This window comes from Acinetobacter pecorum (genome assembly GCF_014837015.1).
In the GTDB taxonomy this organism is placed as follows: domain Bacteria; phylum Pseudomonadota; class Gammaproteobacteria; order Pseudomonadales; family Moraxellaceae; genus Acinetobacter; species Acinetobacter pecorum.
In genome coordinates, this window is record NZ_JACSPT010000001.1 from 16,393 (window position 1) to 34,066 (window position 17,674).

Here is a 17,674-nt window from a genome sequence, read left to right on the forward strand (position 1 = left end):
TCTTAAATAATAATTGAAAATTAGTTTTATAATCTGTATTGCATATTATTTTCTATCGTGTTTATTATTAATTAGGGTTTATTTTTTAATAATTATTCTTCCAGTGGGGTGTTTAAAATGTTAAAGCAAATTACTTTAATTGCATTAATGGGTCTTTCTGCATCTGCGATGGCAGGTCCGTGGCAAGTTAAAGTGGGTGCGAGTTCTTTGGCACCAACAAGCGATACTGAAATTGCACCAGGTTTAGTCGTAGAAGCCGATCAGGAATATGGTTTTACTCCTTCTGTTGAATATTTCTTCAATGACAATATTTCGGCAGAATTATTATTGGCTGCCCCGTTTAACCATGACATTTCTGCTCAGGGTCTAGGAAAAATTGCCAAGATTAAGCATCTTCCACCAACCATTACCGCAAAATATCACTTTAAAAACTCTACACGTTTTACGCCATACGTAGGTTTGGGTGGAACAGCCTTTATTGCTTGGGATGAAGAAGGTGCAGCAAAAGACGTCAAAGAGGAATTTGGTATTGCTGGACAAGTCGGTTTTAACTATCAACCGGCAGATGCTAAAAACTGGGGTGTGTTTGTAGATGTGCGTTATGCGGATTTGAGTCCTGAAGTGACTTTAGATGATGCAACAGCTGCAGCAGTTGGAAAATCTAAATTTAATTTAGATATTGATCCGATTGTTTATACATTGGGTTATAGCTACAAATTCTAAAAAGTTTAAGCTTCCACATTCCTGGATTGATTTTCCAATAGCCTCATCTTGTATGAGGCTTTTTTTTCAAAATAACAACGATTTATAACGTGTTGAAATTGAGCAGATCGGCAATGTTCAACTATATTAAAACGAATAAAGTAAACATTAATTGAATACGACTTAATAATTGAATAATAAGGAAGATCAGCATGAAGTTTTTAATCCAAGGTATTGTGATCTTCTCCAGTCTGCTGGCAGCATCTGCCTATGCAGCAAGCTTTGAGTGTCAGAAAGCTGTAACTGGTACAGAAAAAACGATTTGTGAGCATCGACTGCTCAATGATGCCGATGTCAAGATGAGCACCAGCTACCATATTTTACGCCGTATGGTACCGATGGGAACGCGCTCGGTGATTCAGCGCGATCAGGTCAAATGGTTGCAGTTTCGCGACCGCTGCCAGGAATCGGTGTCTTGTCTGAGTCAGGTCTATAACATGCGTCAGCAGCAGCTGGACCTGCAGTTTGAGCGTATCTATAAAATGGGACCTTATTAAGATTCATTGATTCAATCTATTAATCTGATAAAGATAAAAAATCTAAATTTTTTTGAGAAAAAATCCACTTCAGACTATTGAAAATTATTGAACTCACTCCATTCATATAGGCAGCAGTTAATATCTGTATTTACAATAATAGGAGTGATTCATGAGCGATTTAAACGTACAAAAACACAGTTTCCAGGCCGAGGTAGCACAGTTACTGCACCTCGTGACCCATTCGCTTTACTCAAATCCTGAAATTTTCCTGCGCGAACTGATTTCCAATGCTTCAGATGCATGTGACAAATTGCGTTTTGAAGGCATTAATCATCCTGAATATTATGAAAATGATCCAGACCTGCATGTTCGTGTCAGCCTTGATCCAGAAAATAAAACTATTACCATTTCAGATAACGGGATCGGCCTGAGCCAGCAAGAAGCGATTGATAATTTGGGGACTATTGCAAAGTCTGGTACCAAAGATTTTATGTCTAAACTGACTGGAGATCAGAAAGCCGATGCCCAGCTGATTGGCCAGTTTGGGGTAGGATTCTATTCAGGTTTTATTGTGGCAGATAAGATTACGGTAGAATCGCGTCGTGCCGGTACAGATGCCTCAGAAGGTGTGCGCTGGATCAGCGAGGGCACGGGTGAGTTCGAAGTTGAACAGATTACAAAAGAAAGCCGGGGTACCGATATTATCCTGCACCTGCGTGAAGATGCCCTGGATTATCTGCAAAGTTATAAAGTAAAGCAGATCATCAATAAATACTCGGATCACATCAGCTTACCAATCCAGATGCAAAAAGAAGTCTGGCAGGAAGATGAAGCTGCTGAAGGTGAAACACCGAAAGGCGGTCACTATGTGAAGACTGATGAATGGGAAGCCATTAACTCGGCCAGCGCGCTCTGGACCCGTAACAAGTCTGAGATTAGCGAAGAGCAGTATATCGAGTTCTATAAAAACCTGACGCATGATTTTGCTGCACCTTTGGCTTGGGCGCACAATCGTGTCGAGGGCAGCACGGAATACACCCAGCTGCTTTATATTCCAAGCAAGGCACCACAGGATATTTTTACCCGTGAAGCCAAAGCCGGCATCAAGCTGTATGTCAAACGTGTCTTCATTATGGATGACGCGGATAACCTGATTCCAAACTATCTGCGCTTTGTACAGGGTGTAGTGGACAGTGCCGATCTTCCGCTTAATGTCAGCCGTGAGCTGTTGCAGGAAAGCCGCGATGTGAAAACCATCCGTGAAGGCAATACCCGCCGTATCCTGACCACTTTGGATAGCCTGGCAAAATCTGAAGATGAAAAAGATCAGGAAAACTTCAAGACTTTCTACCATGAATTTGGTGCGGTACTGAAAGAAGGTCTGGGTGAGGACTTTACGAACCGTGAACGTATCTTAAAGCTGTTGCGCTATGCCACCTCGACCAACGACGAAGTCAGCACTTCATTGGCGGACTATAAGGCACGCATGAAAGAAGGCCAGAAGGCCATCTACTACATCACTGCAGAAAGCCTGAACGCTGCGAAGAATTCGCCACAACTGGAACTTTTCAAGAAAAAAGGCATTGAAGTACTGTTGATGTCTGAGCGTGTCGATGAATGGGCCATGAACTTCGTACATGAATTCGATGGTACGCCATTGCAGAATGTGTCCAAGGGTGCAGTTGACCTCGGTGATTTGCAAGACGCCGAAGAGAAAAAAGCGCTAGAAGCTGCGGCTGAACAGTTCAAGCCAGTAGTTGAGAAACTGACTGATTCTCTCAAAGACAAAACCAAAGAAGTGCGTGTGACTACTCGTCTGGTGGATTCTCCGGCCTGTCTGGTCACAGGTGAAGGCGAGCTATCTCCGCAGTTAATCCGTATGCTGAAAGATGCCGGACAGCCTGTCCCTGACATTAAGCCGATTCTTGAAATTAACCCTGAACATCCGCTGGTGAAAAAACTGGAAGGTTCTGCCCAGTTTGATGATCTGGCCAATGTGATTTTTGATCAGGCCATGATTGCAGAAGGTGGTTTGCCAGAAAATCCGGCTGAGTATGTGAAACGTATTAACAGCCTGCTGTTAGGTTAATTTTCTAGGCTTCAAAAATCCCTCTTCGGAGGGATTTTTTCATAGCTTGAATTCATTCCTGAAAACTTTAATTTTCTTTGCATAATTTTAAAAAGCGTGAGCTCATATAAAGAAATACCTTTAATTTTATAATCTTTAAATGGGATAGATTATTGAATATTAATTCATAATGGAGATTATTGGGATTGGAGAGTTCTTCATGAAAAAATCGCCAGTAATAAGTCCAGTATAGTTATGCTGATCTTAATGAATGCATGGATTTGGCCAACACGGCATCTAAGAAAAGTGGTGCATAATGATCATATTGGCTTTCAGGCATCAGTCAAAAAAGACGTACCAAAATTACAGCGTATCCAGTGTACCGATCGTGGGAGATTTAATATGTCGCAGATGGGACTTATCCTTACAAGAAAAGCGTATAGGGGGCAGCAATTTTTTTGCTTTCATGACACATTACTCTCCTGAATAAGCATTGATTTTATCCAAACATGAAAAAGCCCATATTGTATGGACTTTGAAGTTTTCAGAACAGTTTGGGTTTAAAAAATGGCTTCCATACGCACTAACGCACCCAGATAATGGCTACGGTTCAGTCGGTCATCATTCAGGTAGTTCAGGTCAGCCTGTACAAAAAACCATTCGCGTAGAAACGGCTGTCTCCAGGATACATAAGGGCCCCAACGATTCAGATGCAGATCTTTATCCTCCAGATAACCGCCTGTATAGATGCCATAATTGAAGCGATTTTCCTGAAAAAATTGATGCTGTCTGAAGGTGTAATTGTCCCAGGTCAGATCATCTTCCTGTTCATCCGCATAAGTCAGACTCAGCTGATTGGAAAAAAAGGCCTGATTGGGCCGGGCATGGATCAGCTCAAGATTGGTTCTCAGATAGTTTTCACTCTGCAATCCATAACGGTAAATCTGTTCCGCATGAAAGGAGAAGTCATTCTCCATGGTCCAGTCTCTACTGATTTTGGCACGTGCATAGATATCATCGCCAGAACGTACCCCGAGGTCTAGGTCGGTATCGAAAGGCAGACCATCGGCAAATTCTGACCAGCGCAAGGCAAATGAGCTGTTGTTTTCACGGGTACGGCGAATATCCAGATTTTTATCCCTAGTATTATCAAGATTTTCATTGGTAATGGCGGCATTGGTGTCCAGTTCGTTATCCAGACTGTCATCACCAAAAACCAGACTTAATTTCTGCTCCAGAGTTGGAAGTTTAATTTTTCCTCGAATTCTGGGCTTGATCTCATAAGTTTCATATTTGTCCCAGCTATTATCCAGAATGATTCGTAAAGTCGCATTAGCTGGCTGGTCTGGATCGGTCTTGCCAAACCAGTTGTCAATTTTATGTGCGGTCCGGTCTGCCCATTCACGGATTCCTTTCTGCCTTTTATCGGCCCATGAGTTATTTTCAGTTTCTGTCATGGAGGGCACAATTGCTTCATCAGACTGTTCCGGTAAGATCGTAGGCGTCGCATCGATCAAGCGCGGAATCTGATCCAGTAATCCTGAATGATTTGGCTCTGTATCTGCCGGATTGTCAGGAGCATCTGTTACTGAATTTGCCCAAGACATGCTACTGCTCATTCCTATACCGAGAGAGAGCAGTAAGATTGGAGTAATCCTGTTTATTTGCATGAGTTATTTGTTGCTCTTGTATTCTTATATCTAGCTGTAGTTTTCTAAAAAATGGCCTTGAAAAGCAAGTTAAAGCTACAAAATAACAGCAATTATTCAATCATTTGAGCCTGAATCTCCCGATAAAGATCCATCACCTGAATGGGCTGTGGCATTGATAAAATAATATTGTGAATATTCTGCCAATTTAGCTGTTTGTCACGTTGTAGCAACAGGTGCGGATAGGCCAGCTCATCTTCTGCAAGCGACATACGTGCTTCACCATGAATCACTCGAATTTTCTGATGTTCTTGTAGTAAAAGTATTGGGGTAGAAAAATCTGCAGCAGCTTCTTTAAATGAGATAAATTTCTGCTTCTGGATTAAATGCGCAAATATAAACGGGTAATAATCTGGCGATGTCCAGACCGTTTCTGCCTGTTGCAGGTAAGCTTTTGAAAAGAGCTCCACTTGCAGGAAACTGGTAGCTAAAGCAGACCATGCCAGTGATTTAATTGCAGCAGCCTGACGTTGATGCTGGGCCAGCCAGTGCTGGATGCAATAGTGTGCCTGCAACTGACTTGGTACGCCTAAAAGCATCAGATATTTGACAAACTGGCCTTGCAGATTCAATTGCTCAGCCACAAAGACCTGACGAGCCTGCCAGTTGTCTTCTGCGGCATAATATAGGGCAATATCCAGGTAGGCGGGATGTCCGTCATCGGGTGCCAGTTCTAAAGCACAGAGCCGTTGTATATTGGCTTCTTCTAAGCCCAAAGAGCGAACCTGGGCGATCATGCTACCTATCTGGATTTCTGCAGGAAACTGAATGAGTTCCATGGCTAGGCCCGGTTCTTGATGACTTATTGTTTCTGTTTCTGGATGAGGATTAAGATCCTCAAGTAGGGTTTTTACTTGAGTAGCTGGTTCATTAGGGTGACTTGATTCCGGCACCTGGATTATTGCTCTTGGCTGACCACGATGGTATTTGCTTTTTTCTTCCACTTTTAAGCTGCTTTCAGCCTCATTCAGGGATAGAGCCGGTACCGTCAATAATGGTGGATCTTCTTTCAGACAAGCCGACTGCTGCTGTTGTTGCAACAGCCAGATATAACATTGTTGCAGTTCAGCCCATGGACTGTGCAGGGCAGGAGAGTGGGGAGCCGGAATCAGCCAGAGCTGCCAGCCATGTTCAGGACGATGTAAAAGTGCCCAACCTGAATCCGGATAGGCATACAAGGCTTTTTCCAGCACCTGGCTTTCGATGAAATAACCACGGAAGCTGAGATGATAGGCGGTATTTTCAGAAAACTGGTAGGCGACAAGCTCAGGTTGGGTGCGGGCTTTAAAAGCTAGAATCTGGGCTCTGAAAATAGGCTCATCACATAGATCAAAAATATCGCGTATTCTTTTTTTTGAGCGTGCAATTTCATACAAAGGCAGGGCTTTATACTCAAGTTGTCGTGTTAGTTGCTGTAATTCTTTAATTAATTGTGCTTTTTCTAAAGCATTCATTTTTAGATCTCTAGAGATGTTGCAATGCCTGATCCAGTGTGTGGGCGAGTATCATGTTGACTGCCAGTTCGATCAGCTTATATTCAGCAGAATTTAGATTTGTATGGCGTTCAGCCATTTCAATTAAAAAATCAACAGAAATCGCCTGAGGTGGAATTTTGCCCTGTAGCAATGCTTGAAGTTCATGCATAGCAGAATTTCTTGATATCAGTATATTTATGCTGCAATTATAAGCAGGGATCATATAAAATAGTGATTTATTTTGAATATTTTATAAACAAAATTTTTAATAAAAAGTGATAAAAATCAATAGAAAAAAATCAGAATGAGAAATAGTCGAAATTTTTAGCTTGATCGGTTTTTAATCTGGATATGATTCACCTGATATTAAAACAGGCTGAATCAATCAGCCTGTTTTAATACAAATAGCTTCTGCTTTTAAGCTGTATATTTGGCGCCTATATTCGCAGAATCTGAATTTACTGTTTCAGCAGGCGCTTTGGTCGCCGGAAAATCTGGCAGATAAACGACTTGTGCTGTTTGCAGGGATGCCTGAACAGGAGTGGAATCTGAATTCACTGGTTCAGCAGGTGCTTTAGTCACCGGAAAATCTGGTAGATAAACCACTTGAGTCATTTGCGCTGATGCTTGAACAGAAAAAGCCATAATGATTGCTGCGAAAGCAAATTTAAGAGCATTCATAAGATGACCTCTAATATCAGGGCGTTCAATAACTTGAACATGGGAGAATATTTAAACTTACTGCGAGTAAAATAATAGCAAATCAGCCTGAATAGAAAATGATAGTTTCGGCAAATTTAAGCAGTAAATTTTAGATTAATTACTCTATAAAACAATGAATTAGTGGATTTAAATTATTCGATTTTTTACGATTTTACAGGGCATTATGCTTTGTTTTTATAGTCAGAATATGGATCTGGTTGAGTACTAAAAAAGCAGCTAGCTGTTTTTTTTAATATCACAACTTAAAGCTGATTTTCGAGATTCTACAATTTTTTAGGAATGGACTAAGCGGGACTTTTATTTATTTTCAGCCTGAGCGTTTTATGGGGTTTATAGAGCAATCCTAAAAGCTATGGCAATCAATTCATTGAGTAATCAAGACTTTTAGGCGGCAATTGAAAATATTCAGTTAACCTGAGTTGAGGTAGAGAAAATTGTGTTTAATGACAATAAAATTACGGATTACTCTGTCAATCTAAAGATGAATTCTTTGATGGAATAAATTTATAAAAAGCATAAAAAATCCCCATCTTGGATGAGGATTTCTCTAGTTGAATTGATCTTTATTCAGGCTTCACCGGAACATCACAGGTTTCTGTAGTGCATTGATTGGCAGATGATTGTTGCTGCGGCTGCTCTAATGCTTTTTCAAGAACTTGCAGGAAAACTTCCTTAGGCTGAGCACCCGCCAAAGCAATGCGCTGATCAAAAACAAAGAAAGGGACGCCTGTGACCTTAAGCTGGTCATGGGCCACTTCCTGATCAAATTTAACAAAGTCAGCAAATTCATCCGAATCAAGAAGGTCATCAACTTCGACCGGATTCAGGCCAATTCGCGCTCCAACATCTTCCAGCGTTTCACGTTCACCAATCGGCAGGCCTTGAGTCATATAACTGTAGAATAACGCTTCCTCAGCTTCATTGCCCAGACCTTTGCTTTGTGCCAGATGAATCAGGCGATGTGCATTAAAGGTATTGCCTGAGTTGGCACCTTCCCAGTTAAATTCAATGCCTTCTTCTTTGGCCATCGCAGCAATATTGCGCTGCATCTCTTCGACTTCAGCCACGGTGCGGCCATATTTTTGCGCCAGACGTTCAGAGTTGGACACTTCCTGACGAACTGGTGCTTCAGGATCGAGCTGGAAACTGTGCCAATGTACTTCCAGTTCAATACCGGCTTGTTGTGCAGCAGCTTCCAAACGTTTTTTACCAATATAGCAGAAGGGGCAAACCACGTCAGACCAAATATCTACACGCATGATAAATCTCTATTCCATATTCTTTAGGAGTTATGGGGGCAAATCCTAAATTTTAAAGCCCAGGAATGCAAACCCTTTTTGATCTTCGGCTCATTTCTAGAGAATGTAGAATTAATCCATTTTCAAGTACACAGTGATTACTATTGCACATCAATTTTGTGATGCAAAGTAAGGGTGATTAAATAAAATTAGACAGGCTTTAATCTTGAATTAGGCGCTTACCTAAACAAATGACTTCAATTTCGTTATAGCCCAATTGTTCATAAAAGCTTTGTACATCAATATTATCTTTACGTATAAGCAGTTGAAGCTTTGGACAACCTAAAGCAATCAAACGTTTTTCTAGTTGTTGCACTAATGCCGTTGCAACACCATTACGTTGAAAATTGGGATGAACAGCCAAGTAGTTGACCCATCCGCGATGACCATCGTAGCCTCCCATGACGGTTGCAATCAGTTGGTTATCTTTGACCGCCAATAAAAACAGTTGATCGCGCTGTGCCAATTTACGAAAGATATCTATTTCAGGGTTATTCCACGGACGGGTCAATCCGCACAGTTCCCAAAGTGCAATGACATCATCTAAATCGGATTCTAAATAGGGGCGAATAATAAACATAATTATAGTTTTGCATTTATTTTGAGCAATTTAGATTAATCGATTTTTGAGCCCTTGATAAGCTATGTTGAAAAATAAAAACCATAAAAAAACGCCCCGTAGGGCGTTTTTTTTAATGCAGTTAATTATGCAGTTTTTACCGCAGCTTCAACAGCAAGCATATGACCATTTTCTTCGAAATTTGAGTGCCAAGACAGCGCTTCACGAAGAAGGTGAGGCGTATGTCCGCCTTTTGCACATGCACGGTCAAAGTAATCATTTAACGCATCACGGTACATTGGGTGTGCACAGTTATCAATCACTGCACGTGCACGCTCACGTGGTGCCAGACCACGAAGATCTGCCAGACCCTGTTCAGTTACAAGGATATCTACATCGTGTTCCGCATGGTCGATATGTGAAGCGAACGGTACCACAGAAGAGATGTCACCACCTTTTGCGATTGATTTGGTCACGAAGATCGCCAGATGTGCATTACGCGCAAAGTCGCCAGAACCACCGATACCGTTCATCATTTTGGTACCACATACGTGGGTCGAGTTCACGTTACCGTAAATATCAAACTCAAGCGCAGTATTGATACCGATAATACCTAAACGACGTACCAGTTCAGGATGGTTTGAAATTTCCTGTGGACGTAATACCAGTTTGTCTTTGTATTGCTCAAGGTTGTTAAATACTTTCTCGCCGTATTTTGCAGAAAGCGTAATAGAAGAACCTGAAGCAAACTTCATTTTACCTGCATCGATCAATTCAAACGTACAGTCTTGCAGAACTTCTGAGTACATGATCAGGTCTTCGAAGTTTGAATCTTTCAGACCGGTCAATACGGCATTTGCGATTGAACCAATCCCTGCCTGAAGAGGCCCGAGGTTTTTCGGTAAACGCTCTTCAGCCACTTCTTTTTCAAAGAAAGCGATCAAATGGTTGGCAATGCTTTGTGTCTCATCATCTGGCGCAGTTACAGTAGATGGAGAGTCATGTAATTCGCTGTTAAATACGATACCAACAATTTTAGATGGATCGATATTGATCGCATGCGTACCAATACGCTCATCAACTTGAGTCAATGGAATCGCTTGACGCGTTGGACGATACGTCGGGATGTAGATATCGTGCAAGCCTTCAAATGCCGGGCTTAGGTTGGTATTGATTTCTACAATCACTTTTTCAGCAAAAATCGCAAAGCTTGCAGAGTTACCAACAGATGTCGTTGGAATGATGCCGCCATCTTCAGTAATCGCTACAGCTTCAATGATCGCAACGTCTGGTTTTTTCAACTGTAGGTTACGCATTTGTTCAACGGTTTCAGACAAATGCTGGTCAATGAACATCACTTCGCCATTGTTGATGGCTTTACGTAAAGTGTTGTCGACCTGGAACGGTAAACGACGTGCCAATACGCCGGCTTCAGTCAGTTGTTTGTCTAGATCGTTTCCTAGTGATGCACCAGTAATCAACGTGATCTTTAATGGATTTGCTTTTGCCTGTTGAACTAAAGCTAGAGGAACCGCCTTCGCTTCACCAGCGCGAGTAAAGCCACTCATACCCACAGTCATGCCATCTTTGATGAATTCAGCCGCGTGTTCTGGGCTGATGACTTTGTTGTGTAGGGAGGCTAAACGGATACGATCTAAAGACATTTTAACTCTCATTAATTCTTAAACTATGATACGGATTGTACCGCTCAAAAAAGTATTGTGCATAGATGTTAGGCTAAGGTCTAATTTTTTAGCTAAATGTAGGTATAATAAAAAATGATGATTTTTAAATTGTTGATTTAATGAAATATAAAATGAATTGTATAGAAAAACTAAAAAGTTGTTTGTTGGATTATTGATCACTTCTTAAAAGTGATCAGTCAAGGTTTGTCGGATTTTATCGAGTGTGGTGGCAGGGGGAGGCGTCTCTGTACCAGCCTGATTTAAGGGCAATGAAATGATGGCTTCGAGTCCGCCTTCAGGACGATTATGAATACGCAACTGACCATGGTGAATATCGACAATCCGTTTAGCAATCGCCAGGCCCAAGCCGCTGCCTTGTACAGTCCGTGCAGAATTACCCCGTACAAAGGGCTGCATCAGGGCTTCAATCTGATCTTCCGGGATGCCTTCTCCATGGTCTGCAACACAAATCAACAGGTGCCCGTCTTCTACATGAGCAGACAGTTCAATCGGTTCTGAACCATAACGTTTCGAATTATTGATCAGATTACCAATCAGTCTTTTTAGCGACATGCTGCGCGCCTGAATGGTCGGGATGTCTTGTGGCGTAAAGCGGATATCCAGCGGTTTAAACTGCTTGACCAGTTCCTGGAGCAGCACATTGACATTGGTATCCTGCGGCTCTTCATCAGAACCATCACGCATATAGGAGATGAACTGATTCAGGATGGCATCCATATCTTCGACATCATAAATCAGGCCTTCTTTGAGAAAGTCTTCATCCGGCATCATTTCGGCACTCAGGCGAATCCGTGTTAGCGGCGTGCGCAAGTCATGTGAAATACCGGCCAGCATGATGCGGCGTTCGCGTTCAGTCTGGTCCAGCGTGTAAATCATCTGGTTAAAAGCATGATTGACCTGACGGATTTCCAGTGGACCATGATTGGTATCCAGATAGGGCGCCGAACCGATACGACTATAACTGTTGGCAGCATCCTGCAAACGGCGTAAAGGCCGGTTCAGCTGACGTACCAAAGTCAAAATAATGATGCCGACAATAATTGGCGTACCGAGCAGCCAGCCCAAAATCAGTTCATTGCTATAATTGGCATAGGTCTTTAAAGGTTCCTGTACCCAGTGACCATTCATTTCAGGAGTCTGGATCCAGATACGAGGACTTGGCTTGAACTGGAAATAGACCGTAGCTTCCTTAATGCGTAACTCTTTGGCCAGTTTGGTTTCGATCTGGCGGGTAAAAAATTCTGCGATCAGTTTTTCACGGACTGTAGGATATTCTGCCGGATTGGTGACATATTCAATGCCGACCCGATTTTTTAACCAGTCATCGATATCGACTTCCTGCTGTTTGTGATACAGGCGTAGATCCGGATTATTGAGAATTTCCAGTTCCATGGCCAGATAACGCGCATGTTGCTGAATTTCAGGTAGAAACAAGGTACGCCAAAAGAACCACAAAGACATAAACAGGCTGAAACAGACCACAAAAACCACCAGTACTGTGGTGCGCATGGCCGCAGAACGCGGTTTGATCTTGTCCATAAAGCGTTCCCAGCGGGTACGTTTTGTTTCCGAGTAGCTGACAAAATCGGTAAATTTTTGCGGGTCGATAGGATCGAGTTTCACGCCAGCTTCCTATGGGCAATTTTGTTCTGAAAATCAGCAGTGATGTTCTGGGTGGAGTATTACTGCATTGACATTTAATTGAAGGATTTTCTCATGTTACTTTCTTAAAAAAGTAACCAAAAAATCTTGCCATTCGCTAAACTCACATATTTCCATGCGAGCCTGTGAAGTAGTCGATGCTCAAACAGCGGCGAATGGCTTGATGGACAATAAATCGAAGTGATCTTTATCCTATAATTTTTCCTTTATTCCGCACCATCTGGAACAAAGACATAACCCACTCCCCATACGGTCTGGATATAACGTGCACGCGCCGGGTTTTCTTCAACCAGACGACGTAAACGTGACACTTGCACATCAATCGAGCGTTCCATTGCACCCCATTCACGGCCACGGGCCAGATTCATCAACTTGTCGCGGGTCAGGGGTTCACGTGGATGCTGAACCAGGGCTTTTAGTACCGCAAATTCACCGGTAGTCAAAGTCACCACTTGACCTTCACGGGTCAGGGTGCGGGTAGACAAGTCGAGCGACCAGGGACCAAAGGTGACCACTTCCATTTGCTGGCTTGGTGCACCGGGTACTTCGCGCACTTGGCGGCGCAATACTGCACGAATACGTGCCAGTAATTCATTCGGGTTAAATGGTTTAGGCAGGTAATCGTCGGCACCCGCTTCCAGACCGGCAATACGGTCAGAATCGCTACCACGAGCAGTTAGCATGATAATCGGGGTATCAATGTTGGATTGGCGTAGGCGACGGCAGATACTCAAGCCATCTTCGACAGGCAGCATAAAGTCGAGTACGATCAGAGAAAACAGTTCCCGCTGTAAAAGTCGATCCATCTGTGTGGCATCATGTGCGGTTTTAACCACAAAACCTTTGTCTTCGAGGAAGCGCTGCAATAGAGTACGCAGACGAACATCATCATCAACTACTAATATCCGTTCGACTCGGTCCGTTTCGGTATGTACGGCATCGGATTTTTCAGCAGGCACAACTAAACTCATGAGATGCTCCTTTATTCTTTATTGTCGTCATAAACAAAAATCAGATAGGCTTTGAGTATACGATTCATAGATATTAATTGACTATGCTCTAAAGCACCAAATATTGCAGTTAAAATCAAGACATAGATACCAAATATATACATCTATATGCGAAAAAAACCGTCTTGGGAAAAGAATAAAATGCAAAGTTCATGCAAATTTTAGCCAAAAAACTGAAAATCGATCGTATGCCTTTATCTGAAGCTTATATAAATTAATAAAAACAATGGTGGATTTTATAGACCCGGTCTTTATAATCATGCCATTTAGTACTTATCCTTGTGGGATCAAACACGATGACTGACTTAGTTCAGCAGTTGGCAAAAGAACTTGCCGTACGTCCAAATCAAGTTGAGGCTGCCATCAAGCTTATTGATGAAGGTGCCAGTGTTCCTTTTATTGCACGTTACCGTAAAGAAGTAACGCAAGGCTTAGACGATACGCAACTACGTCAACTCGATACGCGTTTATCATACTTGCGTGATTTGTATGAGCGCCGTGAAAAGGTGATTGAATCACTCAAAGAACAAGATAAATTGTCTGATGATTTATTGGCGCGTGTGAATGCCGCTGAAACCAAAAATGCATTAGAAGAAATTTACGCGCCGTACCGTCCAAAACGGACCAGTAAATCATTCAAGGCCAAAGAAGCTGGTTTAGGGCCAATTGCCGAAAAAATCTTTAACGAAGCCGTTGATCCAGCTGAAGCTTTGGCGGGCTTTAGCCATGAAGATTATCCAGATACTGAAAGTCAGCTTGATGCGATCCAGCACATTCTGATTGATGACTGGGCACAAAATATTGCTTTAACTACCGAGCTCAAAGCAATGTTTGCCAAAACTGCCGTGCTGAAAAGTCTGGTGGCGAGTGAAGAGAAAAAAGAAGTTGGCAAGAAATTCCGTGATTATTTCGATTTCTCTGAAAACCTGAACAAAGTTCCTTCACATCGTTTACTGGCCATGCTGCGTGGCCGTCAGGAAAATGTCCTGGGTCTGAAAGTGGATGGCGAAGATGACGCACCATTGGCGCGTATTGAAACCGAATATAACCTGGACGCCATTCAGCCACAGTCTCGTCAGGATTTCCTGAAACAGACTGCAAAGCTGTTCTGGCTAGGTAAAGTCCGTCCAAGCATCGAACATTCTTTATTGACTGAAAAACGTCTGGCTGCTGAAGCAGAAGCGATGCAGGTCTTTGCTGAGAATCTGCGTCATTTGCTGCTTTCTGCGCCTGCTGGTGCTCGTACGACATTAGGTGTAGACCCTGGCATCCGTACCGGTGTGAAACTGGCAGTCGTAAATGAATCAGGCGATGTTCTTGCACACAGCACCATTTATCCATTTGCACCAAAAGATGATAAAGAAGGTTCACTGGCCGAGCTGGCACGTTTATGCCGCGAGTTCAATGTCGACCTGATTGCGATCGGTAATGGTACTACAAGCCGTGAAACTGAAGCGCTTGTGGCTGAAATGATGGCTGCCAATAGCGACCTGAAACTGACCCGTGTGTCTGTATCGGAAGCTGGTGCATCAGTATATTCAGCATCTGAACTTGCATCACAAGAATTGCCAGATTTAGACGTTTCAATTCGTGGTGCAGTTTCAATTGCACGCCGTCTGCAAGACCCTCTTGCTGAGCTGGTTAAAATCGATCCTAAATCAATCGGTGTAGGTCAGTACCAGCATGACGTGAACCAGACTGGTCTGGCGAAAACGCTGGAAGCGGTCGTTGAAGACTGTGTGAACTCGGTGGGTGTCGATGTCAACACTGCCTCTTCTGCAATTCTGGGTTATATCGCCGGTCTGAATAAATCGATTGCCCAGCAAATTGTAGAATTCCGTAAGGAAAATGGCCGCTTTGATAACCGTCAGTCCTTGAAAAAAGTGCCACGTTTAGGTGAGCGTACTTTCGAGCAGGCTGCAGGTTTCTTACGTATTCAAAATGGTTCTGAGCCACTGGATGCTTCTGCAGTTCACCCAGAGTCTTATCCACTGGTATCTAAAATTGTCGAAGCGAAAGCAACAACGGTAAAAAACATCATTGGCAACACGGAAATCATTCGCCAGGTGAATCCTGAAGAATTTGTGGATGATAAATTTGGGCTACCTACGATTCAAGATGTATTGAGCGAACTTGAAAAACCGGGCCGTGATCCGCGTCCAGAATTCCGTACCGCCAAGTTCCGTGACGATATCACTGAAGTTGCACAATTGACTGAAGGCATGCAACTGGAAGGTGTAGTGACCAATGTGACTAACTTCGGTGCTTTTGTCGATGTCGGTGTACATCAAGACGGTTTGGTACACATTTCTGAACTGGCCAATGAATTTGTCGCTGATCCGCATAAAGTGGTGAAACCAGGTCAAATCGTGCAAGTACGTGTTTTGAATGTGGATGCTGAACGTAATCGCGTGAATTTGTCGATGCGTCCTGAAGGTTCGGCAGTCCCAGCGAAAGCACCACGTCAGCCACGCCGTGAAAACAATGAAGCACGTGGTGAACGTAAGCCTCAAGGCAAACGTCCACAGCAAGCACGTCCGCAAGGTGATCGCCCGCATGGCAAGAAACCGCAGGCGGCTAAACCACAAGAACAAAAAATTGGTGGTTTGGGTGCATTGTTATTGCAAGCCGGGATTAAAGGTTCGAAATAATCTTTAATTAACCAATAAAAAAACCTCCCAATAGGAGGTTTTTTTATGTCTGATTTTATGAATTGATCATCGGCACAATCCAGCTGGTAATAATCAGTAAAATACCAAGATGCCCCAGTTTTCGTGTCACATAGACCAGCTTAGACGGTGGCTGTTCCAGTCTTTTTGCATATTCTTCCATGCTAATGCCAGACTTACCTTTACTGGTATATAAAAACACCCCCAAATCCAGACAGATCAGGATGGTACCAATATCGGCCACCAGTTCCATCAGCTCAAATTGCTGGGTATACAGCGACATGCCGACGCTATACATCAGATAAAGACCAAAGGCGATACAGGCATATTGCAGGACAACTAAAAACTTCTGCATAAATCTCAACAGCTCAAAAAATTAAGGCAATTATACAAATAATCGGGCAGCTGCGGCCAATTACAAGGTCTGTATCACTTCAGCAAAATTCTGCTTTTCGACCAGTTCCAGAAACTCATCTCCCAGGCGCTGGCTTTCAGCAATACATTGTTTCCAGAGCTGAATCCGCTGGGTTTGATCTAAACCTTTTAAAGTGAAGTCTTTACGGTCCGGTAAGCGACCCAAAGGCAAACTTTGCAGATATTCCTGAGAAGGAGAGATGAGCAAAGTTCGTGCCTGATTCTCCGGATTTGAGGTACGTTTAAATAACTTGTCAAACCAGCCGGGCGTGATACTGTCGGTAAAATGCGGATACAGCACAATGCCTTTGCTCTGGAAGGGCAGGTCTATGTGATAGTCGATCAGGCCACCATCACGGTAATAGCCCTGCGGTGCATCCGGGATATTATTCACCGCTGCCATCACACCCGGAATGGAGGCAGAAGCCATCAGCCAGGACAACACACTTTGCTCGGTCAGGGGATGGTAATGCGTAGTGAAGCCATCATCGGTAATTTTAAACTGTTCACCGATATTCGGCTGGCTGATGACCCGCTGCATGAAATGCCGGCTATGTTTGCGCGCCACTGCTGTGGTTCCGACAATTCCCGCTACAGAAGCCAGTAATGGTAAAGCTTTATCACTCTGGAAAATATGCTGGGCCTTGATCGACAAAACTGTCAGATGGTAATCAGGATGATTAACCAGATCAGTTTCCTTACCCTGGACCAGATCCAGCAGCATGCCACGGCAAACTTCGCTGACCTCTTGGCGGGTCATTTTTTTATGAAAATAAAGGTTTGTATACAGCTCACCCAAGCGTTCGGTTCCCTGTTGAGCTCCATGTGCGGCAATACTGGCAAAACGCCAGCTACCAATGGATGAGCCCACCAAAGTTCTACGCTGAGGAGCACGTGAAAAAAACTCGCCAAAAATGGCCTGATCCAGTCCTTGAATACCGATGCCTTTGGGGCCGCCTGCCGCACCTGGCACAATATCGACCTGTTCGGGTTGCAAACCTTGTTCCAGAATCAGCTCACGTGCCAGATGTCCGGCCCGGATTCTCAGGGCAGGCGCATGTTTTTGTAAAATCTGCATAGAGGTTCAACCCATATTCGATCAGTGAGGCTTATTTTAAGCCTCTGCTTACCAGACCCAAT

Annotated in this window: 15 protein-coding genes; 4 read left to right on the forward strand and 11 right to left on the reverse strand. The window is 43.3% G+C overall.

What is annotated here, in order from left to right; translation table 11 throughout:
- The first annotated feature begins 117 nt into the window (after window positions 1-117).
- The 3 genes from H9629_RS00080 (at window position 118) to htpG (ending at window position 3,330) form a co-directional block, all read left to right on the forward strand.
- Complete coding sequence (locus H9629_RS00080) at window positions 118-723, forward strand: OmpW/AlkL family protein (protein WP_064094965.1); 606 nt, start codon at window positions 118-120, stop codon at window positions 721-723.
- A gap of 191 nt (window positions 724-914) precedes the next feature.
- Entirely contained in the window at window positions 915-1,259 is a 345-nt protein-coding gene (locus tag H9629_RS00085) for a lysozyme inhibitor LprI family protein (RefSeq protein ID WP_064094964.1), read from the forward strand.
- A gap of 151 nt (window positions 1,260-1,410) precedes the next feature.
- The gene (htpG, locus tag H9629_RS00090) at window positions 1,411-3,330 is read left to right on the forward strand and encodes a molecular chaperone HtpG (protein ID WP_191730313.1); all 1,920 of its coding nucleotides are present in this window, start codon (window positions 1,411-1,413) and stop codon (window positions 3,328-3,330) included.
- A gap of 539 nt (window positions 3,331-3,869) precedes the next feature.
- Here the strand turns inward: htpG and H9629_RS00095 are convergent.
- The 9 genes from H9629_RS00095 to ompR all read right to left on the reverse strand — a co-directional run bounded on the left by H9629_RS00095 (window position 3,870) and on the right by ompR (window position 13,412).
- The gene (locus H9629_RS00095; protein ID WP_191730314.1) at window positions 3,870-4,979 is read right to left on the reverse strand and encodes a hypothetical protein; all 1,110 of its coding nucleotides are present in this window, start codon (window positions 4,977-4,979) and stop codon (window positions 3,870-3,872) included.
- Between the two features lie 92 nt (window positions 4,980-5,071).
- Window positions 5,072-6,472: a hypothetical protein gene (locus H9629_RS00100; RefSeq protein ID WP_191730315.1), complete on the reverse strand. Its 1,401-nt coding sequence runs from the start codon at window positions 6,470-6,472 to the stop codon at window positions 5,072-5,074.
- Window positions 6,473-6,482: 10 nt separating this feature from the next.
- Window positions 6,483-6,662, reverse strand: a complete 180-nt coding sequence (locus H9629_RS00105; protein WP_064094960.1) for a hypothetical protein — start codon at window positions 6,660-6,662, stop codon at window positions 6,483-6,485.
- Between the two features lie 248 nt (window positions 6,663-6,910).
- Entirely contained in the window at window positions 6,911-7,174 is a 264-nt protein-coding gene (locus tag H9629_RS00110; RefSeq protein ID WP_064094959.1) for a hypothetical protein, read from the reverse strand.
- Between the two features lie 605 nt (window positions 7,175-7,779).
- On the reverse strand, window positions 7,780-8,475 hold the full coding sequence (locus tag H9629_RS00115) for a DsbA family oxidoreductase (protein WP_064094958.1): 696 nt from the start codon (window positions 8,473-8,475) through the stop codon (window positions 7,780-7,782).
- Window positions 8,476-8,674: 199 nt separating this feature from the next.
- On the reverse strand, window positions 8,675-9,094 hold the full coding sequence (locus H9629_RS00120; RefSeq protein ID WP_191730316.1) for a GNAT family acetyltransferase: 420 nt from the start codon (window positions 9,092-9,094) through the stop codon (window positions 8,675-8,677).
- Between the two features lie 125 nt (window positions 9,095-9,219).
- Window positions 9,220-10,737, reverse strand: coding sequence for an acetyl-CoA hydrolase/transferase family protein (locus tag H9629_RS00125; protein ID WP_191730317.1), 1,518 nt, complete (start codon window positions 10,735-10,737; stop codon window positions 9,220-9,222).
- Between the two features lie 204 nt (window positions 10,738-10,941).
- A complete protein-coding gene (locus tag H9629_RS00130; RefSeq protein WP_064094956.1) occupies window positions 10,942-12,402 on the reverse strand; it encodes an ATP-binding protein in 1,461 nt (486 codons plus the stop codon).
- Between the two features lie 245 nt (window positions 12,403-12,647).
- A complete protein-coding gene (gene ompR, locus H9629_RS00135; RefSeq protein ID WP_064094955.1) occupies window positions 12,648-13,412 on the reverse strand; it encodes an osmolarity response regulator transcription factor OmpR in 765 nt (254 codons plus the stop codon).
- 335 nt (window positions 13,413-13,747) lie between these two features.
- Here ompR and H9629_RS00140 point away from each other — a divergent pair, with 335 nt between their 5' ends.
- Window positions 13,748-16,102 carry a Tex family protein gene (locus tag H9629_RS00140; RefSeq protein WP_191730318.1) on the forward strand — a complete coding sequence of 785 codons (2,355 nt, stop codon included), beginning with the start codon at window positions 13,748-13,750 and terminating at the stop codon, window positions 16,100-16,102.
- 55 nt (window positions 16,103-16,157) lie between these two features.
- On the opposite strand, the gene H9629_RS00145 is transcribed toward H9629_RS00140, so the two are convergent.
- Window positions 16,158-16,475, reverse strand: a complete 318-nt coding sequence (locus H9629_RS00145) for a hypothetical protein (RefSeq protein WP_064094953.1) — start codon at window positions 16,473-16,475, stop codon at window positions 16,158-16,160.
- 60 nt (window positions 16,476-16,535) lie between these two features.
- Window positions 16,536-17,612: a patatin-like phospholipase family protein gene (locus tag H9629_RS00150; RefSeq protein WP_064094952.1), complete on the reverse strand. Its 1,077-nt coding sequence runs from the start codon at window positions 17,610-17,612 to the stop codon at window positions 16,536-16,538.
- Between the last annotated feature and the right edge of the window lie 62 nt (window positions 17,613-17,674).

What these genes read in the sequence shown, in the direction of transcription:
- H9629_RS00095 (WP_191730314.1), bottom strand. Translation starts at nt 4,979, where the DNA reads ATGCAAATAAACAGGATTACTCCAATCTTACTGCTCTCTCTCGGTATA.
- H9629_RS00110 (WP_064094959.1), bottom strand. Translation starts at nt 7,174, where the DNA reads ATGAATGCTCTTAAATTTGCTTTCGCAGCAATCATTATGGCTTTTTCT.
- H9629_RS00150 (WP_064094952.1), bottom strand. Translation starts at nt 17,612, where the DNA reads ATGCAGATTTTACAAAAACATGCGCCTGCCCTGAGAATCCGGGCCGGA.
- ompR (WP_064094955.1), bottom strand. Translation starts at nt 13,412, where the DNA reads ATGAGTTTAGTTGTGCCTGCTGAAAAATCCGATGCCGTACATACCGAA.
- H9629_RS00100 (WP_191730315.1), bottom strand. Translation starts at nt 6,472, where the DNA reads ATGAATGCTTTAGAAAAAGCACAATTAATTAAAGAATTACAGCAACTA.
- H9629_RS00145 (WP_064094953.1), bottom strand. Translation starts at nt 16,475, where the DNA reads ATGCAGAAGTTTTTAGTTGTCCTGCAATATGCCTGTATCGCCTTTGGT.
- htpG (WP_191730313.1), top strand. Translation starts at nt 1,411, where the DNA reads ATGAGCGATTTAAACGTACAAAAACACAGTTTCCAGGCCGAGGTAGCA.
- H9629_RS00105 (WP_064094960.1), bottom strand. Translation starts at nt 6,662, where the DNA reads ATGCATGAACTTCAAGCATTGCTACAGGGCAAAATTCCACCTCAGGCG.
- H9629_RS00080 (WP_064094965.1), top strand. Translation starts at nt 118, where the DNA reads ATGTTAAAGCAAATTACTTTAATTGCATTAATGGGTCTTTCTGCATCT.
- H9629_RS00115 (WP_064094958.1), bottom strand. Translation starts at nt 8,475, where the DNA reads ATGCGTGTAGATATTTGGTCTGACGTGGTTTGCCCCTTCTGCTATATT.
- H9629_RS00140 (WP_191730318.1), top strand. Translation starts at nt 13,748, where the DNA reads ATGACTGACTTAGTTCAGCAGTTGGCAAAAGAACTTGCCGTACGTCCA.
- H9629_RS00120 (WP_191730316.1), bottom strand. Translation starts at nt 9,094, where the DNA reads ATGTTTATTATTCGCCCCTATTTAGAATCCGATTTAGATGATGTCATT.
- H9629_RS00125 (WP_191730317.1), bottom strand. Translation starts at nt 10,737, where the DNA reads ATGTCTTTAGATCGTATCCGTTTAGCCTCCCTACACAACAAAGTCATC.
- H9629_RS00085 (WP_064094964.1), top strand. Translation starts at nt 915, where the DNA reads ATGAAGTTTTTAATCCAAGGTATTGTGATCTTCTCCAGTCTGCTGGCA.